Raw genomic sequence first — 19,630 nt, forward strand, 5'->3', positions numbered from 1 at the left:
GGAACAGGAGCAAAGGAAGCAGCATGTACGAAACACTGGCATTGTATATAGACGGCGAATTCCTTGCGGGCGACGGCCGCAAGACGCAGGAAGTCACCAATCCGGCCAACCTGGAGGTGCTCGGCCACCTTCCGCACGCCACAACCGCCGACCTCGATCGTGCGCTGGCCGCCGCCGCCCGTGCATTCGAGACCTGGCGCCACAGCTCGCCCATGCAGCGCTCCGAAATCCTGCGCCGGGTCGGGCAGATGTCGCGCGAGCAGGCCCAGGAGATAGGCCGCAATCTCACACTTGACCAGGGCAAGCCGCTTGCCGAGGCCGTGGGCGAGATCACCTCCTGCGCGGATCACTGCGACTGGCACGCTGAAGAGTGCCGACGCATCTATGGCCGCGTCATCCCGCCGCGCAGCCCCGAGGTGCGCCAGATGGTGTTGCGCGAACCCATTGGCGTTTGCGCTGCTTTCACGCCCTGGAACTTCCCGTACAACCAGGCCATCCGCAAGATCTGCGCAGCCATCGGCGCCGGCTGCACCATCATCCTCAAGGGGCCGGAGGACGCGCCCAGCGCCGTCATGGCCATTGCCCGCATGTTCCACGAGGCGGGTCTGCCCCCCGGCGTGCTCAATATCGTATGGGGCGTCCCGCACGAGGTGTCCGACTACCTCATTCGTTCGCCCATCGTGCGCAAGGTGTCCTTTACCGGCTCCGTGCCTGTGGGCAAGCAATTGGCTTCGCTGGCCGGCGCGCACATGAAGCGCGTGACCATGGAGCTCGGCGGCCACTCACCGGTGCTGGTCTTCGACGATGCCGATATCGCCCGCGCCGCCAAGCAGCTGGCCCGGTTCAAGGTGCGCAACGCGGGACAGGTCTGCGTTTCCCCCACCCGCTTCTATGTCCACGAGAAAGTCTATGACGAGTTCCTCGAAGGTTTCGTGGCGGCCATGAAAACCGTCAAGGTCGGCGACGGACTTGATCCCGACACCCAGATGGGCCCGCTGGCGCATGAGCGCCGCGTCCCCACGATGACCAAGTTCGTCGAGAACGCGGTGTCGCTGGGTGGCAAGGTGGTTCTGGGCGGCACGACCATCGACAGGCTTGGGCATTTCTTCTCGCCCACCATTATCACGGATCTGCCCGACGATTCCATGCTCATGACGGAGGAGCCGTTCGGCCCGATTGCGCCCATCACCCGCTTCACCGACACCGACGACGTGATACGCAAGGCCAATTCATTGCCCTTCGGCCTGTCTTCCTATGTGTTCACCACCTCACTGCAGACGGCCACCAAGGCGGCCAACAACATCGAGTCAGGCATGGTCAATATCAATCACTTTGGCAGCGCCCTGCCCGAAACACCCTTTGGCGGGGTCAAGGACAGCGGCATCGGCAGTGAAGGCGGCACGGAAACCTTCGACGGCTATCTCGTCACCAAGTTCGTGACGCACGTCTGACGCGCGGCCCGCGAGCCGGCGCGCCGCCCCGACCGGTGGCGCGCCGGCTCAGCCATATGCTCCCTATTACAAGAAGCACCCCTGCTATCTGCGGCGTGTTCAGCGCCTGATTCAGAAATACCCATCCCAGCAGCACCGCGGTCAACGGGCTCAGAAACAGTAGCGAAGACACCACGGAAGACTCCAGCCGCGCAAGCCCCCGGAACCAGAGCGCATAGGTCAGCGCCGCGCCGACGAGCCCCAGCCATCCAAGGCCAATCAAGTTCGCTGTGGTCGGCACGGGCAACGCGGGTTCGAACACCGCCACCACGGGAATCAGCAGAAGCCCGCCCGCGGTCAGCTGCCACGCGGTGTAGGCCAGCATGGATACGGGCGGCTGCCACTTTCGGCTCAGGACGTTGCCCAGGGCCATGCAAGCCGCGCCGGCCAAGCCGGCCGCGATGCCGACCGGGTCAAGCGCGGCGTCCGGTGCCAGCACCAACAACGCCACCCCGCCCATGCCGACGAGCGCGGCGACGACCGACAGCAGGCGAACCGGCGCCCCAAGCAAAGCCGAGGCCAGAAAGACCACGATAAGCGGCTGCACCGACGCCACGGTTGCCGCGACGCCGCCAGGCAGGCGATAGGCGGACACGAACAACAGTGTCAGAAAGATAGAGATATTGAGTGCGCCAAGCACGAAGGCCCGCAGCCACCATATGCCGCGCGGCAGGCGCCTCACCACCGCAAGCAGCAACAGGCCCGCAGGCAAGGCGCGCAGCAGCGCGACTGTCATGGGGGAGAATTCCGGCAAGAACTCGGTGGTGACTATATAGGTGCTCCCCCATACGGCTGGCGCGACCGCCGTGAGCATTAGATCGGAAGCCTTGGTGTTCATGAGATCAGCAGCACCTCGGAGAGCGGCCGGCGGGGCTTGCGAGGCCAGTTTCGGGGCGCGGCACGCCCCACGGGCACCAGCATGGCGGGCACTTCGTCATGGCTCAGCGCGAACTCGCGCGCCACGGCCTGGGCATCGAAGCCTATCATGGGGCCTGAAGCAAGCCCCATTGCCTGCGCCGCATACATGAGCGTGGCGGCGCCAAGCGTTGCCGACCTGATGGCCTCGTCGCGCGCCATCCTGGGATCCGCATAGCGCACGCGCGCATCCTCCTGCCAGCCCGCGACCATGCGCTCGGGCATGTGGCCCGCCTCGACGAAGGGATGCAGGCGCTCCTCGAGCGCCCGATGATCGGGCAACTGTCCACAAATAATGAAAGTGACAGCGGCGTCGGACACCTTTGCCTGATCATAGGCCAGCGCCCGCAGCCGGGCTTTTGATTCCTGTGCACGCACGGCGATGAACCGCCAGTTTTGAAGGTTGTAGGCGCTTGGCGCGCAGGTGGCGAGCCGCACCAGCGCCTCGATGTCGCGGTCTGCCAGTTCGTGCGCGGCGTCGAACCAGTTGGCCGAGAAACGCTGCTCGATCAGGGTAATGGCGGGATTGGTCATTGCTTCCAGTTCCGAATTGAATATGAGTGATGGAGTGATGGGGCATTCGGATGAAAGTGTAGAAAATTTACTAACAGATGATAATATGCCAGTTATTCACATTACTATTTACTTAATAGAAATAATCAATGAGTCGCTACACCGCCTTGCAGATTTTTCGCCATGTGGCGGAGCTGAACAGCTTCGCCCAGGCTGGACGGCTGCTTGGCCTGTCTCCCGCCGCAATCAGCAAGAATATCGCCGAACTGGAGGCCCGCCTTGGCACGCGACTCATCAGTCGCAGCACCCGCCGCATGGCCCTGACCGAGGAAGGCACGCTTTACCTGAGGCATGTAGTGCAGGCGCTGGATGCGCTTTCCGAAGGGGAGCGGGCCTTGTGCGCCATTCGCGGCGGCCCGGCCGGCACCCTGCGGGTGAGCGCCCCCATGACCGTCACCCTGACTCGTCTTTCGACTGCGCTGCCCGGCTTCCTGGCCAGCTATCCGGATCTGAAGCTCGATCTCAATCTTGACGACCGCCGGGTCGATATCGTGCGCGAGGGCTTCGACATGGCCATCCGCGCCAGCGACAATCTGGAGGACTCCAGCCTTGTCGCAAGGAAACTGGCCGTGATGCCGCATATCGTTTGCGCTGCGCCTTCGTACTTCGATGCGCACGGCACGCCGACCACACCATCCGACCTGAAGACGCACAACTGTGTCCGGTTCAGCCTTTCGGGCCACGCGGACTCCTGGCGATTCAGCCAGGGCGGACGCATCGAACACATCGCCATCACTCCCCGATACTCCGTGACGTCGAGCCTGGCTGTTCGCGACGCCTTGCGGGAAGGATTTGGCATCAGCCTGATACCCCGCCCCTATGTCGAAGACGATCTGGCGGCTGGGCGGCTGCTGACGGCGCTGGAAGACTGGCAGACCGTGGATACCACACTCTACGCGGTGTACCCGTCCCGCCAGCACCTCGCACCAAAGATACAGGTCTTTCTGGACTTTCTTGCCGACGCCTTCCGGCGGGCCTGACGCCGACCACACCAGGCGCCCGCGGTCGGCGCGCCTCGAACCCGCCATAACGCGCATTAGGTAAAACCCCCATACCTATCAACGGTCATGCGGCGTACGATTCAAACAAACGTTTGACCCATTCTTAGCCATGGACGCTATCAGCCCCAACCCTCACAAGCCTGCCCGCGCCACCCGAGACATCATCATGGATGCCGCCGAGGCGCTGTTCGCCGAATACGGCCATGACAACACATCCATGCGCCAGATCACCGGCGCGGCCGGCGTCAACCTCTCGGCAGTGAACTACCATTTCGGCTCCAAGGACGGTCTGGTGCAGGCGGTTTTCCAGCGCCGCGTCGCCGCCCTCAACACCGAACGGCTGGCATTGCTCGACGCGCTGGAGGCGCATGCGCAAGGACAGGCGCTCAAGCCCTCCCAAATTGTCGAAGCCTTTTTTGGGCCGTTGGTGCGCCATGCCTGCCGTGTTCCGCCGGGAAGCAGGGCGTTCGTGCCGTTGCTTGAACGCAGCATGTCCGACAACGGCGGCTTTATCCGCGCCGCTATTGTCGATGAGCACTCCGAAGTGCTGGCCCGCTTCAAGGCCGCCCTGCTTCAGGCCCTGCCCGGCGTTCCTGGCAATGAAATCATCTGGCGCTTCCATTTCATGCTGGGCGCCACTTCCTATGCCATCACAGGGTCCGAAGTGCTGCGCGCCGCGCTCGGCATGTGCGATGAAGACCCATTGGGCGTGGAGGCCGATCCGGTCCAGGCGCTTCTCGACCGTCTCATGAGCTTCCTGCTCGGCGGACTGCGCGCGCCCCTGCCGGGCAGGCGCGCAGTAGAACCCTGTGCGCCGCCACATGGCGGTCACGCTGTCTAGGCAACCCTCCAACAAGGTTCCCTCATGCATTCTTTACTTCTTGCTCTCCTCGCCCTCGCCCTGCTGGCCGCCGCCGTGGTCTGCCTTCCTCTCCTGCGCATCGCCTTGCTCAGCCGCCCCCTGTATCGTGTCTACCGGCGCATGCTGCCGCAAATGTCCGACACAGAACGCGATGCACTCGAAGCCGGCACGGTGTGGTGGGAAGGGGAATTGTTTCGAGGCAAGCCCGACTGGTCGCGCCTGCTGGCGCTGCCCAAGCCCACATTGACAGCGGAAGAACAGGCATTTCTGGACAACGAAGTGCAGACTGTATGCGCCATGATCGACGACTGGCGCATCACGCATTCCGACTACGATCTGCCGCCCGAAGTATGGCGGTACATCCGCGACAACCGGTTCCTGAGCCTCATCATCCCGAAGGAGTACGGCGGCCGAGGTTTTTCCGCACTGGCTCACTCCGAGGTGGTCACTCGGCTGTCCACCCGCAATTCGGCCTTGTCGGTGACCGTCATGGTGCCCAACTCCCTGGGGCCGGCGGAGCTATTGCTGCACTATGGCACCGAAGCCCAGAAGAATCACTATCTGCCCCGCCTGGCGCGAGGCGAGGATATCCCCGCATTCGCGCTGACCAGCCCCTGGGCGGGCTCCGATGCCGCCGCCATACCGGATTACGGCGTGGTCTGCAAAGGCAAGTGGGAGGGGCGCGATGTGTTGGGCATGCGCGTCACGTGGGACAAGCGCTACATCACCCTGGCGCCCGTGTGTACGCTGCTCGGGCTGGCCTTCCGGCTGTACGACCCGGATGGCCTGCTGGGCCCAGAGCGCGACGTCGGCATCACCTGCGCGCTCGTGCCGCGCACTCATCCGGGCGTGGAGATCGGGCGGCGGCACCTTCCGCTGGACGCCATGTTCATGAATGGTCCGACGCGGGGCCGCGACGTATTCATGCCGCTCGACTTCATCATCGGGGGCGCCGCCATGGCTGGACAGGGCTGGCGCATGCTCATGGAGTGCCTCGCCGCCGGCCGCTCCATTTCGCTGCCCTCTTCCTATACCGGCATGGCGCAAATGACAATCCGCACCGTCGGCGCATACAGCCGCGTGCGCAGCCAGTTCCGCACACCCATCGGCCGCTTCGAGGGCGTGGAGGAGGCTCTGGCGCGCATGGGCGGCCACGCATATCTGATGAATGCCGCACGCACCATGACCGCCATGGCGGTAGACCAGGGACAGAAGCCTTCAGTCGTGTCGGCCATCGTCAAGTACCATCTCACCGAGCGCGGCCGCAAAGTGGTCAACGACGGCATGGACATTATCGGCGGCAAGGGCATCTGCCTGGGGCCCAGCAATTTCCTGGGCCGCGCCTATCAACAGCTGCCGGTAGGCATTACGGTGGAAGGCGCGAATATCCTCACGCGCAGCCTCATTATTTTTGGCCAAGGCGCCATACGCTGCCACCCCTTTGTTCTTGAAGAAATGCATGCTGCCCAGGATGCCGACAGCCAGCGCGGCCTGCGCAACTTCGATCGCGCCTTCTGGGGCCATGTCCGCTATACGATGGGCAACACGCTAAGGGCATTGGGCCACGGCCTGACGGGTGGACGCCTGGTATCCGCCCCGTCCCAAGCGGCACCCGACATGCAGGTGTACTACCGGCACCTGGGTCGCTATGCCTGCGCATTTTCCGTTCTGGCCGATGCCGCCATGCTGTCCCTGGGCGGTTCGCTGAAAATGCGCGAGCGCCTCTCGGCCCGGCTGGGCGATATTCTGTCCCACCTGTACCTGGCCAGCGCCACGCTGAAACGCTTCGAGGACGAAGGCAGACAAGCCGCCGACGCGCCGCTCGCACACTGGGCCTTGCGTGACGCCCTGGGCACCATACAACTGGCTTTTGACGGCGTGCTGGCCAATCTGCCCCATCGCGGGCTGGCCGTGGCGCTGCGCGTACTGCTTTTCCCGGCCGGCCGGCCCAGGCTGCCCGTCTCCGACAAACTTGACCAGCAGGTCGCCCAACTACTCATCGCACCCAGCGAGACGCGGGACCGGCTTACCGCAAATTGCTACATCCCCGCCGATCCAGGGCAGCCAGTCGCAGTCATCGAGGCGGCCCTGCAAGCGGCCATCGGAGCCGAAGACCTTGACGCCAAGGTGCGGCAGGTGGAAAAAAGCGGCAGGCTGGACGGCAACCCTGACGCCAACGTGCGTGATATCGCCACCGCCGCCCATGCGGCCGGGGCCATCACCGACGCGGAGCTTGCCCGTCTCCAGGCGCGCAATGCGCTACGCGACCGCGTCATTGCCGTCGATGACTTCCCCCGCGACATGTCGCGCCGCAAAAGCGAGACGGACAGCCTAGATCGCCAGGCCGCCTGATACAAAGGATGGAACATGCCATTTGAACCAGTCTATGTCATCGATGGGGCCCGCACCCCATTTCTGAAAGCCCGAAATGCCCCAGGACCATTCCCGGCCTCCGATCTTGCCGTGCAGGCCGGACGCGCCCTGCTGATGCGTCAACGGTTCAATCCGGAGGACCTGAGCGAAGTCATCATAGGCTGCGCCGCTCCGTCTCCCGACGAAACCAATATCGGACGCGTCATTGCCCTGCGGCTTGGCTGCGGCAACCATGTTCCAGGCTGGACGGTCATGCGCAATTGCGCCTCCGGAATGCAAGCGCTCGATTCGGCCATCATGTCCATCCAGACTGGCCGCTCGGATCTTGTTCTGGCTGGCGGCGTGGACGCGCTGTCGCATGCACCGGTCTTGTTCAGCGACGAGATGGTACGCTGGCTCGCCGGATGGAACAGCGCGCGCGGCGTGGGCCAGAAGCTGGCTGCACTTCGGAAACTGCGGCTGAAGCAGTTTGCGCCCGTCATTGGCCTGCTCAAGGGGTTGACCGACCCCATTGCGGGGTTGTCCATGGGCCAGACGGCGGAAAACCTCGCGCATCAGTTCGGCATCAGCCGCTCCGACATGGACGCTTATTCCGCGCGCAGCCACGAACGGGCGCTGGCGGGACGCGCGACGGGCGCATTCGGCGAGATCGTGCCGCTTGTCGACGGAAAGGGCACTCTGTATGCCGAAGACGACGGTGTGCGCGCTGATTCCTCTCCCGAGAAGCTGGCAAAGCTTCGACCCGTCTTCGACAAGCCGTGGGGCAATATCACCGCCGGCAATAGCTCGCAGGTTACAGACGGGGGCGCGCTGCTGGTGCTCGCATCGGCCCGAACCGTGCAGGAGCGGGGGCTCAAGCCCATAGGCCGCATCCTCGACGCCCAATGGGGTGCGCTTGATCCCGCTGTCATGGGACTGGGTCCGGTATTCGCCAGTACGCCCATTCTCGAACGGCACCAGCTCGGCCTGAACGATCTGGATCTTTGGGAGATCAATGAGGCGTTCGCGGCGCAGGTGCTCGGCTGCCTGGCTGCCTGGGAGGATGATGCATGGTGCCGCGAGCATCTGGGCAGGACGGCCATGGGCGCGCTGGATCAGGCCAAGCTGAACGTGGACGGGGGTGCTATCGCACTGGGGCACCCGGTGGGCGCGTCCGGTGCGCGCATCGTACTGCATCTGCTGCAGGCCCTGCGCCAGCGCGATCTCAAGCGCGGCATGGCTGCCATTTGCATCGGTGGCGGCCAGGGCGGCGCCATGCTGGTAGAAACCTGCGAGGAGGCCTGAGGCTATGCAAACACACTTTTCATCACTCGGCCTGGGTAATTTCCTGTGCGAAACCGACGAGCAGGGCATCGCCTGGCTGACGTTCGACTGCCCGGGCATCCCCGTGAACCGCCTGTCCGCACAGGCCCTGCGCGAGTTGAATCTTGTGCTGGACTATTTTGAGCAAACGCCGCCGTCCGCACTGATCATACAGTCCGGCAAAAAGGCCGGTTTCATCGCCGGCGCCGATATCGACGAGTTCTCGCAGCTCGACAGCCGCGACAAGGCGATTGAACTGGTGGAACGGGGCTGGAACACTTTTGGCCGCCTGGCCCGCGTGCGCTATCCCACCCTGGCCCTGATAGACGGGCATTGCATGGGCGGCGGCCTGGAACTGGCACTGGCCTGCCGCTACCGCCTGGCGGTCGATCAGCCCGGCACGGCGCTGTCGCTGCCCGAGGTCATGCTGGGCATTTTTCCCGGCTGGGGCGGCATGCTGCGGCTGCCGCGTCTTATCGGTGCGCCGGCCGCGCTGGACATGATGCTGACGGGCAGGGCCCAGAACGCACGCAAGGCGGCAGCACTGGGGCTGGTCGACGCCCGCGTCCCGCCCAGGCTGTGCCGCCGCGCCGCCGCGATGAAGGTACTCGGCGGCGACAAGCCGCGCCGCGCGGGTGGCCTTCCCGCATTGATGAACCAACCCTTGTTGCGCCCGTTTGTCGCGCGCCAGGCGCAGAAGAAAGTCGACCGCCGCGACCCAGGGCATCATTACCCCGCGCCGCGCGCCATTCTCGAGATCTGGGCTCGCCACGACGGCAATGCGCTCAAGGCGCCAGACCTGATAGACCGTATCATCGGCTCGGACACGGCGCGCAACCTGTTGCGCGTCTTCCGCCTGCAGGAGCGACTCAAGGCGTTCGGAAAGCAGGACAAGGGCGCCAGCGCCTTCCGGCATGTGCATGTCGTGGGCGCGGGTGTCATGGGTGGCGATATCGCAGCCTGGTGCGCACTCAAGGGTTGTACCGTCACGCTCCAGGATCAGGACCGCGAACGCATTGCCGCCGCGCAGGGGCGCGCGGGCGCACTCTTTGGCCGCAAGCTGAAGGACAAGCGCCAGGCGCGTGCGGCCTTCGACCGGCTGATCCCCGATCTGACGGGTGACGGCGTGCGCCACGCCGACGTGGTCATCGAAGCCATCACCGAGAACCCTGACGCCAAGCGGGCACTGTATGCTCAGTTGGAGGAACGCATGAAGAGCGACGCGATCCTGGCCACCAACACATCCAGTCTCTCCCTGGAGACGCTGCGCGAGGGCATGCGCGCGCCGCAGCGTTTCATCGGTCTGCATTTCTTCAATCCGGTCGCCAGCATGCCGCTGGTCGAGATTGTGGAGGCCGACGGCATCGCACCGGAAATCCGGTCGGCCGCCTATGCCTTCGCCGGCTTCATCGGCAAGCTCCCCCTGCCCGTGCAAAGCACGCCGGGTTTCCTGGTCAATGCCGTGCTGGCGCCCTATATGCTCGAAGCGATGCGCTGCGTGGACGAAGGCATCAAGCCCGAAGCCCTGGATGCCGCCATGGAGAAATTCGGTATGCCCATGGGGCCCATCGAGCTTGTGGACACGGTGGGCCTGGATATCGCCCGCGATGCCGGCGCGGCACTGTCCAGCGGGGCGCGGATGCCCGCCTGCCTGGAGTCCCATCTAAGCCGGGGAGAACTTGGCCGCAAGACTGGCCAGGGCTTCTATGCCTGGAAAAACGGCAAGCCCGTCAAGGGCGATCCGGGCACGAGCGCCGCAGGACTGGCACAGCGGCTGGTGACGCCGCTTGTCGACAAGACCCGGGAGCAACTGGAAAAGGGCGTCGTCGCCGATGCGGACCTGGCCGATGCCGGTGTTATCTTCGGCACGGGCTTTGCCCCGTTTACCGGCGGCCCGCTGCACTATGCCGCATCGACTTCTCAGGGCGGCAACGATACCGGCCAGCAAGGCATGGCGTCTTGAATCAATAACTTTATCAATGAACAGCACCGGATCCCGCGCAACCGCTCCAGAGAGGGCGGCAACCTCTGCAGCAAACAACAGGAGATAAGCATGAAAGCAGCACCAGTACGTTCCCTAGGCATCGTTCCGGCGATCATCTTGAGCATGGGGGCCGCGGGGGGAGCCCACGCGGCGGGTTTCCAACTGCTGGAGCAAAGCGCCAGCGGGCTGGGCAACGCCTATGCCGGTTCGGCCGCCATCGCCCAGGATGCCAGTACCATTTTCTACAACCCCGCCGGCATGATCAAGCTCGACGGCATTAACGTGTCTGGCGGCGTCAATGCCATCCGCCCGTCATTCAAGTTCGGCAATGACGGCAGCACGGGACCTGGCGGCCTCTGGCCGGTGGGCACCAACACGGGCGGCGATGCCGGGTCATGGGGCCTGGTACCCAATCTGTACGGCTCTTGGCGCATCAACCCCGACTGGGCGGTCGGATTGGGCATTGGCGCGCCTTTCGGCCTAATGACCGAGTACGACGATGACTGGATTGGCCGGTTTCACTCGACGAAGTTCAGCATTGAAAGCATCAACATCAACCCCTCCGTCGCCTACCGCGTGTCTGACCGGCTATCGATAGGTGCGGGTTTGAACTGGATGCACCTGGATGCCGACTATCGGCGCGCGGCCATGCTCGGGCCCATGGGACCCGAAGGCCGCGCGGGCGTCAAGATGAACGGGGATGGCTGGGGCTGGAACGTGGGTATGTTGTATGACATCACACCGGACACCCGGATCGGGCTGTCGTACCGGTCCGCCGTGAAGATGGATGTAGACGGCGACACCAAGGTCTACGGGCCCGGGCCGGTGGGCGTACTCATGCGGGCCGACGCGGAAACATCGGTAAAACTGCCCGACACCGCCACGCTCAGTTTCACCCATAACCTGAACGACCGCTGGCAACTGCTGGCCGATGTCTCATGGACAGGCTGGAGCAAAATCGAATCGCTCGACATCTACAACAGCGGGCCTGTGCCCGATGATAGCCTGGACCTCAAGTTCCGCGATACCTGGCGCATAGCCCTCGGCGCCAACTATCGCGCCAGCGAAAAATGGACGTTGCGCGGCGGCATTGCGTGGGATCAGTCACCTGTGCGAGATGCCGAGCATCGCCCCACGTCCCTGCCGGACAACGACCGCTACTGGGTGTCGGTGGGCGCGCGCTACAACTTCAGTGAGCGGGCCTCCATCGATGTCGGCTACGCCCATCTGTTTGTGAAGGACACGGACATCAATAACAATGCGGGTCCAAGCAAGGGTACAGTGCGCGGCGACTACAGCTCCAATGCCAACATCGTCGGCGTGCAGGTTTCGTACCGGTTCTGAAGCGCCGAAGCCATGAAGCTGTCCACGCTCAGGCGAATTCCGGTGCGCTGGCGCGCCCGGGCCATGCGCCTGGGCTTCAATATGAACCCGGCCTTCCGTTCCACCGGAGGCCGGGTCGTTCACGTTTCACGCGACCTATGCCACCTGCGCGTGCGGTTGCGGCTCGCGCGGCGCACGCGTAACTTTGTCGGATCACTGTACGGCGGTGCGCTGTTTGCCGTCACCGATGGGCCGCATGTCGCCCTGCTGTTGGCTCGCATGCATCGCGACGTCATTATCTGGGACAAGGCGGCCGCCATCCGCTACCGCCGCCCCGCCTATCGTACGCTCTACGCGGACTTCCATATCAGCGACGAAACGCTGCATGACATCTGCGCCGAACTTGACCGTGACCATGAAACATCACGCAAGTTTCTGGTGGAACTGAAGGATCGTGCGGGCACTGTGTACACTGTGGTCGAGCGCATGGTATATATCGCCGATAAGTCGTACTACAAGCTCAAAAGGGGATAGAAACAATGGAACGCATATGGCTTGAGCACTATCCGCCAGGTGTCCCGGCGGACATCGCCGACGAAGCCGCGCGCTATGAGTCCCTGGTGTCGGTGCTGGAACAAAGCTGCACGGCCTTTGGCGCCAAGACCGCCTATCACAGCATGGGCGCCACCCTTAGCTACGCTGAACTGGACGCGCAATCGATGCGTTTCGCAGCCTGGCTTCAGTCCCGCGGCATAGGCAAGGGCGATAGGGTCGCGCTGATGATGCCCAATCTGCTTCAATATCCCGTATGCCTGTTCGGCATCCTGCGCGCCGGCGCGGTGGCGGTCAACACCAACCCACTGTACACACCCGCGGAGCTTGAGCACCAGATGAACGATTCGGGTGCGCGCTGCATCATCGTCGCGGAGAACTTCGCGCACACTTTGCAGCAGGCGCTGCCCAATATCAAGACACTGGATACCATCGTGGTTACCGCGCTGGGCGACATGCTGGGCCCGGTCAAGGGCATGCTGGCAAATCTGGTGGCGCGCCACGTGAAGAAGGCCGTGCCGCACTATTCGCTTCCCGGCACATTACGCTTTCGGGATGTCATGCGCCAGGCTGAAGACAAGCGCTATGAACGCCCCGTGCTCAACCACGGCGACCTGGCATTTCTCCAGTACACGGGCGGCACCACAGGCGTCGCCAAGGGGTGCATGCTGACCCACGGCAATATGGTGTCCAATGTCTGCCAGGCCCATGCCTGGGTGAAGCCCTACCTCACGGCCGATACCGAGTGCATCATCACGGCCCTGCCGCTCTATCATATCTTCGCACTCACGGCCAACTGCCTGGTCTTCATCGTGCTGGGCGCCACCAACGTGCTCATCCTGAACCCGCGGGATATCAAGTCGGTTATCAAGACCATGAGCCAGCATCGCTTTACGGCGATCACAGGCGTCAACACGCTCTTCAATGCCTTCCTGAATCATCCCGATTTTGCGCGGCTGGACTTTTCCTCGCTCAAGTTGACCCTGGGCGGAGGCATGGCTGTGCAGAAAGTCATTGCCGACCGTTGGCTGGCCGCCACCGGAAAGCCGCTGGCCCAGGCCTATGGCCTGACTGAGACCTCTCCAGCCGTCACCATCAACCCGCTCGACAAAGAGACCTTCACCGGATCCATAGGGCTTCCGGTGCCGTCCACCGATATCGCGTTCCGCGACAACGACGGCAAGGACGTCGCGCGCGGAGAAAGCGGCGAGATCTGCGTCAAGGGACCACAGGTGACGCCAGGCTACTGGAACCGGCCCGAGGAAACCCACAAGACCATAGACGATGACGGTTTCCTGCACACTGGCGACATCGGCTATATGGACGAGCAGGGCTATATTTTCATTCATGACCGCAAGAAGGACATGATTCTGGTATCGGGGTTCAATGTCTATCCGAACGAAGTCGAGGCCGTCGCCATGGAACATCCGGATGTCAAGGAGGTGGCAGCCATTGGCGTACCGGACACCCACTCCGGCGAGGTCGTGAAACTGTTCGTGATACGCAAGAACGATCGCGTAACAGCCGAAGAACTGATTGCCCACTGCCGCAGCGAGCTTACCGGCTACAAGGTACCCAAGTATGTCGAGTTTCGCGACGATTTGCCGCGCAGCAATGTCGGCAAGGTGCTGCGGCGCGAACTCAAGGATGAAGCAAAGCAGGAACAAGGCGGCACGCCGGCCGAGGCCGGGCCGGCATCTGAGGAAGGAGCATCGTCATGAAGGTACCGCGGGCGCTTCATGCCGCTGCCGCGCTGGCTTTTCTTTCGTGTCTGGTCGTAGTATCGCCCGCTCGGGCAGTCACGATTGCGGGCGTGGATGTGCCCGAGAAGGCAGAGGTTGCCGACCAGGCACTCGTGCTGAACGGCGCAGGCCTGCGCCAGCGCTTCGTGTTCGATGTCTATGTGGCTGCCCTTTACGTGCCTGCGCCCAGCCACAATGCCAACGACATCATACGCGGCACGGGCCCGCGCCGCATTGCGCTGACGCTGCTGCGCGACATAGACGGGAGTACGCTCCTGGATGCCCTAAACGAAGGCCTGGGCGAGAACTGCACGCTGGAGGAACTCAACGCGTTGCAGCCGGCGCTGGCTCGCTTTTCCGCCGTCATGGACAAGGCGGGCGACGGCGCAGAGGGCGACACGATCATGCTGGACATCGTACCCGGTGGCGTCGCCGTCTGGGTACGCGGCCAGCCGCTGGGCACTGTGCAAGACCCAGCCTTGGGCCCGGCCCTGCTGCGGGTATGGCTAGGGGAAAAGCCCGCACAGGCTGACCTGAAAGATGCGCTTCTGGGCAAGCTGCAGCCCAACTGAGGCGTCCCGCCAGTTCCGGGGCGGTAGCCACGTAAAAAAGCCCGGAAGCTTGCGCTTTCCGGGCTTTTTTACAGGCGTGCCGTCTTAGATGACGCGAGCCGCTTCGAGCAGGCGCACGACGGTCCAGGACTTGTCGCGGGAGATCGGACGGCCTTCCGCGATTTCCACTGTATCGCCTTCGTTGTACTGGTTGTTTTCATCATGCGCCTTGTAGCGATTGGAACGCACAATGATTTTGCCAAAGATGGGATGCTTGACGCGGCGCTCAACGCGCACGACCACTGTCTTGTCCATCTTGTTGCTGACAACGCGGCCAATCAGCGTACGCTGGCGCTTTGCCGGTTGGGTGGTTTGGGTTTCGCTCATGTTACTTTCCTGCGTTCTCAGTCATGATGGTACGGACACGCGCGATGTCGCGACGCACCTTACCAAGCTGGCTGGTGTTGGAAAGCTGCTGGGTGGCACGCTGCATGCGCAGATTGAAGTGTGCCTTTAGCAGGCTTTCGAGCTCCGTGTTGAGCTCGGCGGCAGATTTGGAACGGAGTTCGCTGGCTTTCATGTCTGGTCTCCTTAAGCGCCGACACGCCGCGACACGAAGGTCGTGGAAATGGGCAGCTTGGCGGCGGCCAGGCGGAAAGCTTCACGTGCAAGCTCTTCGCTTACACCTTCCATTTCGTACAACACCTTGCCGGGTTGGATTTCGGCGACCCAGTATTCGGGATTGCCCTTTCCGTTACCCATACGAACTTCGGCAGGTTTCTGCGAAATGGGTTTGTCCGGAAAGATGCGGATCCAGATACGGCCGCCACGCTTGATGTGACGGTTGATTGCTCGACGGGCGGATTCGATCTGGCGAGCCGTAAGGCGGCCGCGGCCAGTGGCCTTGAGACCGAATTCCCCGAACGATACTTGTGCGCCGCGCGTCGCCAGGCCTGTATTACGGCCTTTTTGCTCCTTGCGGTATTTCCTGCGGGAAGGTTGCAGCATGTTTATTCTCCTTCGGACGCGGCAGGCGCGGCAGCAGCCGGCGCACCTGCGTCTTTGCGCGGGCCGCGGCCACGTCCGCCCGGACGACGGCCTTCAGGGCGATCGCCACGGGGGCGACGCTGGCGACGCTCGTCTTCGCGCGGCGCGGCGGTTTCTGCAGGGTACTCGCCGTTAGGCAGCATGTCGCCCTTGTAGACCCAAACCTTGATGCCAATGATGCCGTAAGTCGTCTGGGCTTCAGAGGTACCGTAGTCGATGTTGGCGCGCAGGGTGTGCAGAGGCACACGGCCTTCGCGATACCATTCGGTACGGGCAATCTCGATGCCGTTCAGACGGCCGGAACTCATGATCTTGATGCCTTGGGCACCAAGACGCATCGCGTTCTGCATGGCGCGCTTCATGGCGCGACGGAACATGATGCGCTTTTCCAGCTGCTGGGCAATTGAATCTGCAATGAGCTGGGCATCGGTTTCCGGCTTGCGGATTTCCTCGATGTTGACGTGCACAGGCACGCCCATGAGGCGCTGCAGGTCGGATTTGAGGTTCTCGATGTCTTCGCCGCGCTTGCCGATCACGACACCAGGGCGGGCCGAGAAAATCGTGATGCGGGCGTTCTTGGCAGGACGTTCGATGACGACGCGGCCAACGGATGCATTCTTGAGCTTCTTCTTGAGATACTCGCGCACACGGATGTCTTCAGTCAGCATGCCGCCGAACTGCTTGTCGTCGGCGTACCAACGCGAGCTCCAGTTACGGTTGACGGCGAGGCGGAACCCAATCGGGTGTATTTTCTGTCCCATTGTGACTCCTTAAGCCCCGACCTTGACCACGATGTGGCAGGTCTGCTTTTCGATACGGTTACCGCGGCCCTTTGCACGGGCGGAGAAACGCTTCATCGACTGCCCCTTGTCCACATAGATGGTCGTGACCTTGAGCTCATCGATATCGGCGCCGTCGTTATGCTCGGCGTTGGCGATGGCGGACTCCAGCGCCTTCTTGAGGATGCCCGCGGCTTTCTTGGGCGTGAACGTCAGGATATTCAGCGCCTGAGCAACGGACTTGCCACGGATGAGATCCGCAACAAGGCGCGTTTTCTGGGCGGAAATATGGACGCCACGGATAATAGCTGTAGTTTCCATCACTTACCTCTTGGACTTTTTGTCCGCGGCATGACCCTTGAAGGTACGGGTCAGCGCGAACTCGCCGAGTTTGTGACCGACCATGTTCTCGTTGATGTACACGGGAACATGCTGGCGGCCATTGTGCACAGCAATCGTCAGCCCAATGAATTCGGGCAGGATGGTGGAACGGCGCGACCAGGTCTTGATCGGCTTTTTGTCTTTGCCTTCGACGGCCGCATCGACCTTCTTGATCAGATGCGCATCGACGAATGGGCCTTTCTTGATCGAACGTGACATGTGTTCGCCCCTTACTTGCGCTTGCGACGCGAGACAATCATATTGTCTGTGCGTTTGTTACGACGGGTGCGATAGCCCTTGGTCGGGGTACCCCATGGGGACACCGGCTCGCGGCCCTCGCCTGTACGGCCTTCACCACCACCGTGCGGGTGATCCACCGGGTTCATGGCGACACCACGAACGGTTGGGCGGATACCACGCCAGCGCATGGCGCCAGCCTTGCCATATTGACGCAAGCTATGATCTTGGTTGCCGACTTCGCCGATGGTTGCACGGCAGTCGATGTGGACGCGGCGGACTTCGCCCGAACGCAGGCGAACCTGCGCGTACGTGCCTTCGCGCGCCAGCAGGACTGCGGAGGCGCCTGCCGAGCGGGCCATCTGCGCGCCCTTGCCAGGCATCATCTCGATGCAATGTATGGTTGCACCGACCGGGATGTTGCGAATGGGCAGCGTATTGCCCGCGCGGATGGGTGCTTCCAGACCGGACAACAGCGTTGCGCCGACCTGAAGGCCGCGCGGTGCAATGATGTAGCGACGCTCGCCGTCGGCATAGCACAGCAGGGCGATATGCGCGGTGCGGTTGGGGTCGTACTCGAGGCGCTCGACCTTGGCCGGGATGCCGTCTTTGTTGCGGCGGAAATCGATGACGCGGTAGTGCTGCTTGTGACCGCCTCCACGATGGCGCACCGTGATGTGGCCGTTGTTGTTGCGACCCGAGCCACGGGCCTGCTTTTCGAGCAGGGCCGCATAGGGGGCGCCTTTGTGCAGGTCAGCGTGCACAACCTTGACCATGCCGCGGCGACCGGCGGACGTTGGCTTGACTTTAACGAGAGCCATTTAGTTCACCTCCGTAAAGTCGAGTTCCTGTCCGTCTTTCAGCGAGACATAGGCCTTGCGCTCGTTGCGGCGACGGCCAATGAAACGGCCAAAACGCTTTTCCTTGCCCTTGGTGTTCAGGACCTGGACGGATTCGACCTCGACCTTGAAGAGGAGCTCGACGGCGGCCTTGATTTCCTGCTTGGTGGCGTCGGGAATGACGCGGAAAGCGACTTGCTGGTTTTTCTCGGCAACGAACGTGGCTTTTTCAGTCACGACCGGCGCCAGGATAACTTTCATGAGACGTGCGGCGTTCATCCCAACATCTCCTCGAGTTGAGCGATAGCCGGCTTGGTGATCAGCACTTTCTTATAGTGGATCAGCGAAAGCGGATCGGCGTAGCGCGGTTCGACCACGGCAACATGCGGCAGGTTGCGGGTGGCGAGATAAACATTTTCGTCGAGCACGTCGGTGATGATGAGCACCGACTCAAGACCCATGCCCTTGAGCTTGCTGGCAGCGAGCTTGGTCTTGGGCGCGTCGAGCGCGAAGGAGTCGACCACGGCGATGCGGTCTTCGCGGGCCAGCTGGGAAAGAATCGCACGGATGCCGGCGCGATACATTTTCTTGTTGACCTTCTGCGAGAAGTTCTCTTCGGGCGAATTGGGGAAAGCGCGACCGCCTCCACGCCAGATGGGCGAGGACGTCATGCCGGCGCGGGCGCGGCCCGTGCCCTTCTGGCGCCATGGCTTCTTGGTGCTGTGCTTGACGGTGTCACGGCCCTTTTGGGCACGATTGCCGCTGCGTGCGTTGGCCTGGAAGGCAACGACAATTTGATGCACCAGCGCTTCGTTGAAGTCGCGGCCGAAAACGGTGTCGGGCGCGGCGACGGTGGCGGATGACTGACCTTGGTCGTTCAGGAGCTTGAGTTCCATGATTAGGCTCCTTTCCTGGCCGACATCTTGATGGCGGGACGCACGACGACGTCGCCATTCTTGTGGCCAGGGACGGCGCCCCTGACCAGCAAAAGGCCACGTTCGGCATCGACACGCACGATGTCGAGGTTTTGCACTGTACGGGTGACGTCACCCAGGTGGCCCGACATTTTCTTGCCGGGGAAGATCCGGCCCGGGTCCTGGGCCTGGCCGATGGAGCCGGGCACGCGGTGCGAGCGCGAATTGCCGTGGCTGGCGCGCTGGGAACCGAAATGGTGACGCTTGATGGTGCCGGCGAAGCCTTTACCGATGGTGGTGCCGGTGACATCGACCTTCTGGCCGGCTTCGAACACGCTTTCGACGGCCACGACGGAACCAGCCGTAAACTCGGCGGCCTTGGTGGGATCGAGGCGGAATTCCTTCAGGATGCTGCCGGCTTCAGCGCCGGCTTTGGCATAGTGCCCTGCCAGGGGTTTGGTCACGCGGGTGGCGCGACGGGTGCCGTAGGCGACCTGAATGGCTGCATAGCCATCGACTTCAGGCGACTTGACCTGGGTAACGCGGTTGTTCGACACGTCCAGCACGGTCACCGGGATGGATTCACCTTCCTCGGTAAAAATGCGGGTCATGCCAACCTTGCGCCCTACGAGGCCCAGCCGATACGCGGCAGGCGTAGGTGTCGGTTTCGACATCGTTTTCTCCATTCCCGACTGCGATTGGTCGGGGCTAATTGATTGCAAACAACAGGCCGTGCGCGCATGAAGGCATCCGCCCACGGGATCT

Annotated in this window: 22 protein-coding genes; 10 read left to right on the forward strand and 12 right to left on the reverse strand. The window is 62.8% G+C overall.

The annotated features are described in order from the left end of the window. The first annotated feature begins 23 nt into the window (after nucleotides 1-23). Nucleotides 24-1,451, forward strand: a complete 1,428-nt coding sequence (locus tag ERD78_RS12565; protein ID WP_129969622.1) for an NAD-dependent succinate-semialdehyde dehydrogenase — start codon at nucleotides 24-26, stop codon at nucleotides 1,449-1,451. Here ERD78_RS12565 and ERD78_RS12570 read toward each other — a convergent pair. Together ERD78_RS12570 and ERD78_RS12575 are read right to left on the reverse strand one after the other, a co-directional pair. Next, nucleotides 1,426-2,328 (reverse strand): DMT family transporter, encoded by a 903-nt coding sequence (locus tag ERD78_RS12570; RefSeq protein ID WP_129969623.1) that lies wholly within the window; start codon nucleotides 2,326-2,328, stop codon nucleotides 1,426-1,428. The genes ERD78_RS12565 and ERD78_RS12570 overlap by 26 nt on opposite strands. Next, a complete protein-coding gene (locus ERD78_RS12575) occupies nucleotides 2,325-2,939 on the reverse strand; it encodes a nitroreductase family protein (RefSeq protein WP_129969624.1) in 615 nt (204 codons plus the stop codon). The genes ERD78_RS12570 and ERD78_RS12575 overlap by 4 nt, the downstream gene beginning before the upstream one ends. A 128-nt stretch (nucleotides 2,940-3,067) precedes the next feature. Here ERD78_RS12575 and ERD78_RS12580 point away from each other — a divergent pair, with 128 nt between their 5' ends. The 9 genes from ERD78_RS12580 (at nucleotide 3,068) to ERD78_RS12620 (ending at nucleotide 14,689) form a co-directional block, all read left to right on the forward strand. Further along, entirely contained in the window at nucleotides 3,068-3,958 is an 891-nt protein-coding gene (locus ERD78_RS12580) for a LysR family transcriptional regulator (RefSeq protein ID WP_129969625.1), read from the forward strand. Between the two features lie 130 nt (nucleotides 3,959-4,088). Beyond that, nucleotides 4,089-4,820: a TetR/AcrR family transcriptional regulator gene (locus tag ERD78_RS12585; protein WP_129969626.1), complete on the forward strand. Its 732-nt coding sequence runs from the start codon at nucleotides 4,089-4,091 to the stop codon at nucleotides 4,818-4,820. 24 nt (nucleotides 4,821-4,844) lie between these two features. Beyond that, nucleotides 4,845-7,193 (forward strand): acyl-CoA dehydrogenase, encoded by a 2,349-nt coding sequence (locus tag ERD78_RS12590; protein ID WP_129969627.1) that lies wholly within the window; start codon nucleotides 4,845-4,847, stop codon nucleotides 7,191-7,193. Nucleotides 7,194-7,208: 15 nt separating this feature from the next. Beyond that, complete coding sequence (locus ERD78_RS12595; protein ID WP_129969628.1) at nucleotides 7,209-8,498, forward strand: acetyl-CoA C-acetyltransferase; 1,290 nt, start codon at nucleotides 7,209-7,211, stop codon at nucleotides 8,496-8,498. A 4-nt stretch (nucleotides 8,499-8,502) separates the two neighbouring features. Then, nucleotides 8,503-10,479 (forward strand): 3-hydroxyacyl-CoA dehydrogenase NAD-binding domain-containing protein, encoded by a 1,977-nt coding sequence (locus ERD78_RS12600; protein WP_129969629.1) that lies wholly within the window; start codon nucleotides 8,503-8,505, stop codon nucleotides 10,477-10,479. Between the two features lie 90 nt (nucleotides 10,480-10,569). Further along, complete coding sequence (locus tag ERD78_RS12605; protein WP_129969630.1) at nucleotides 10,570-11,844, forward strand: OmpP1/FadL family transporter; 1,275 nt, start codon at nucleotides 10,570-10,572, stop codon at nucleotides 11,842-11,844. A gap of 12 nt (nucleotides 11,845-11,856) precedes the next feature. Continuing rightward, a complete protein-coding gene (locus ERD78_RS12610) occupies nucleotides 11,857-12,357 on the forward strand; it encodes a DUF4442 domain-containing protein (protein WP_129969631.1) in 501 nt (166 codons plus the stop codon). 5 nt (nucleotides 12,358-12,362) lie between these two features. Continuing rightward, on the forward strand, nucleotides 12,363-14,096 hold the full coding sequence (locus ERD78_RS12615) for an AMP-binding protein (protein ID WP_129969632.1): 1,734 nt from the start codon (nucleotides 12,363-12,365) through the stop codon (nucleotides 14,094-14,096). Continuing rightward, nucleotides 14,093-14,689, forward strand: a complete 597-nt coding sequence (locus ERD78_RS12620) for a chalcone isomerase family protein (RefSeq protein WP_129969633.1) — start codon at nucleotides 14,093-14,095, stop codon at nucleotides 14,687-14,689. The genes ERD78_RS12615 and ERD78_RS12620 overlap by 4 nt, the downstream gene beginning before the upstream one ends. 84 nt (nucleotides 14,690-14,773) lie before the next feature. Here the strand turns inward: ERD78_RS12620 and rpsQ are convergent, their stop codons facing one another. The 10 genes from rpsQ to rplC are packed head-to-tail and all read right to left on the reverse strand — an operon-like array spanning nucleotide 14,774 to nucleotide 19,539. Further along, nucleotides 14,774-15,055, reverse strand: a complete 282-nt coding sequence (gene rpsQ / locus ERD78_RS12625; protein ID WP_129969634.1) for a 30S ribosomal protein S17 — start codon at nucleotides 15,053-15,055, stop codon at nucleotides 14,774-14,776. A 1-nt stretch (nucleotide 15,056) separates the two neighbouring features. After that, a complete protein-coding gene (rpmC, locus tag ERD78_RS12630; RefSeq protein WP_129969635.1) occupies nucleotides 15,057-15,248 on the reverse strand; it encodes a 50S ribosomal protein L29 in 192 nt (63 codons plus the stop codon). A gap of 11 nt (nucleotides 15,249-15,259) precedes the next feature. Continuing rightward, nucleotides 15,260-15,676 (reverse strand): 50S ribosomal protein L16, encoded by a 417-nt coding sequence (rplP, locus tag ERD78_RS12635; RefSeq protein ID WP_129969636.1) that lies wholly within the window; start codon nucleotides 15,674-15,676, stop codon nucleotides 15,260-15,262. A gap of 2 nt (nucleotides 15,677-15,678) precedes the next feature. Continuing rightward, complete coding sequence (gene rpsC / locus ERD78_RS12640) at nucleotides 15,679-16,476, reverse strand: 30S ribosomal protein S3 (protein ID WP_129969637.1); 798 nt, start codon at nucleotides 16,474-16,476, stop codon at nucleotides 15,679-15,681. 9 nt (nucleotides 16,477-16,485) lie between these two features. Further along, nucleotides 16,486-16,815: a 50S ribosomal protein L22 gene (gene rplV, locus ERD78_RS12645; RefSeq protein ID WP_129969638.1), complete on the reverse strand. Its 330-nt coding sequence runs from the start codon at nucleotides 16,813-16,815 to the stop codon at nucleotides 16,486-16,488. Between the two features lie 3 nt (nucleotides 16,816-16,818). Continuing rightward, complete coding sequence (rpsS, locus tag ERD78_RS12650; RefSeq protein ID WP_088602178.1) at nucleotides 16,819-17,094, reverse strand: 30S ribosomal protein S19; 276 nt, start codon at nucleotides 17,092-17,094, stop codon at nucleotides 16,819-16,821. An 11-nt stretch (nucleotides 17,095-17,105) separates the two neighbouring features. Continuing rightward, a complete protein-coding gene (rplB, locus tag ERD78_RS12655; protein WP_129969639.1) occupies nucleotides 17,106-17,933 on the reverse strand; it encodes a 50S ribosomal protein L2 in 828 nt (275 codons plus the stop codon). Continuing rightward, complete coding sequence (gene rplW, locus ERD78_RS12660) at nucleotides 17,934-18,230, reverse strand: 50S ribosomal protein L23 (protein WP_129969640.1); 297 nt, start codon at nucleotides 18,228-18,230, stop codon at nucleotides 17,934-17,936. After that, nucleotides 18,227-18,847 (reverse strand): 50S ribosomal protein L4, encoded by a 621-nt coding sequence (gene rplD / locus ERD78_RS12665; protein WP_129969641.1) that lies wholly within the window; start codon nucleotides 18,845-18,847, stop codon nucleotides 18,227-18,229. The genes rplW and rplD overlap by 4 nt, the downstream gene beginning before the upstream one ends. A gap of 2 nt (nucleotides 18,848-18,849) precedes the next feature. Further along, nucleotides 18,850-19,539: a 50S ribosomal protein L3 gene (rplC, locus tag ERD78_RS12670; protein ID WP_167668924.1), complete on the reverse strand. Its 690-nt coding sequence runs from the start codon at nucleotides 19,537-19,539 to the stop codon at nucleotides 18,850-18,852. Nucleotides 19,540-19,630: the final 91 nt, after the last annotated feature.

The organism is Allopusillimonas soli, from assembly GCF_004153445.1.
In the GTDB taxonomy this organism is placed as follows: Bacteria; Pseudomonadota; Gammaproteobacteria; order Burkholderiales; family Burkholderiaceae_B; genus Allopusillimonas; species Allopusillimonas soli.

Bases quoted from the DNA above. Each gene is read 5' to 3' on its own strand.
- rpsQ (WP_129969634.1), bottom strand. From the start codon at position 15,055: ATGAGCGAAACCCAAACCACCCAACCGGCAAAGCGCCAGCGTACGCTG.
- rpsS (WP_088602178.1), bottom strand. From the start codon at position 17,094: ATGTCACGTTCGATCAAGAAAGGCCCATTCGTCGATGCGCATCTGATC.
- ERD78_RS12620 (WP_129969633.1), top strand. From the start codon at position 14,093: ATGAAGGTACCGCGGGCGCTTCATGCCGCTGCCGCGCTGGCTTTTCTT.
- rplC (WP_167668924.1), bottom strand. From the start codon at position 19,539: ATGTCGAAACCGACACCTACGCCTGCCGCGTATCGGCTGGGCCTCGTA.
- rpsC (WP_129969637.1), bottom strand. From the start codon at position 16,476: ATGGGACAGAAAATACACCCGATTGGGTTCCGCCTCGCCGTCAACCGT.
- rplW (WP_129969640.1), bottom strand. From the start codon at position 18,230: ATGAACGCCGCACGTCTCATGAAAGTTATCCTGGCGCCGGTCGTGACT.
- rplP (WP_129969636.1), bottom strand. From the start codon at position 15,676: ATGCTGCAACCTTCCCGCAGGAAATACCGCAAGGAGCAAAAAGGCCGT.
- rplD (WP_129969641.1), bottom strand. From the start codon at position 18,847: ATGGAACTCAAGCTCCTGAACGACCAAGGTCAGTCATCCGCCACCGTC.
- ERD78_RS12600 (WP_129969629.1), top strand. From the start codon at position 8,503: ATGCAAACACACTTTTCATCACTCGGCCTGGGTAATTTCCTGTGCGAA.
- rpmC (WP_129969635.1), bottom strand. From the start codon at position 15,248: ATGAAAGCCAGCGAACTCCGTTCCAAATCTGCCGCCGAGCTCAACACG.
- ERD78_RS12580 (WP_129969625.1), top strand. From the start codon at position 3,068: ATGAGTCGCTACACCGCCTTGCAGATTTTTCGCCATGTGGCGGAGCTG.
- ERD78_RS12610 (WP_129969631.1), top strand. From the start codon at position 11,857: ATGAAGCTGTCCACGCTCAGGCGAATTCCGGTGCGCTGGCGCGCCCGG.
- ERD78_RS12590 (WP_129969627.1), top strand. From the start codon at position 4,845: ATGCATTCTTTACTTCTTGCTCTCCTCGCCCTCGCCCTGCTGGCCGCC.
- rplB (WP_129969639.1), bottom strand. From the start codon at position 17,933: ATGGCTCTCGTTAAAGTCAAGCCAACGTCCGCCGGTCGCCGCGGCATG.
- ERD78_RS12595 (WP_129969628.1), top strand. From the start codon at position 7,209: ATGCCATTTGAACCAGTCTATGTCATCGATGGGGCCCGCACCCCATTT.
- ERD78_RS12575 (WP_129969624.1), bottom strand. From the start codon at position 2,939: ATGACCAATCCCGCCATTACCCTGATCGAGCAGCGTTTCTCGGCCAAC.
- rplV (WP_129969638.1), bottom strand. From the start codon at position 16,815: ATGGAAACTACAGCTATTATCCGTGGCGTCCATATTTCCGCCCAGAAA.
- ERD78_RS12565 (WP_129969622.1), top strand. From the start codon at position 24: ATGTACGAAACACTGGCATTGTATATAGACGGCGAATTCCTTGCGGGC.
- ERD78_RS12570 (WP_129969623.1), bottom strand. From the start codon at position 2,328: ATGAACACCAAGGCTTCCGATCTAATGCTCACGGCGGTCGCGCCAGCC.
- ERD78_RS12605 (WP_129969630.1), top strand. From the start codon at position 10,570: ATGAAAGCAGCACCAGTACGTTCCCTAGGCATCGTTCCGGCGATCATC.
- ERD78_RS12615 (WP_129969632.1), top strand. From the start codon at position 12,363: ATGGAACGCATATGGCTTGAGCACTATCCGCCAGGTGTCCCGGCGGAC.
- ERD78_RS12585 (WP_129969626.1), top strand. From the start codon at position 4,089: ATGGACGCTATCAGCCCCAACCCTCACAAGCCTGCCCGCGCCACCCGA.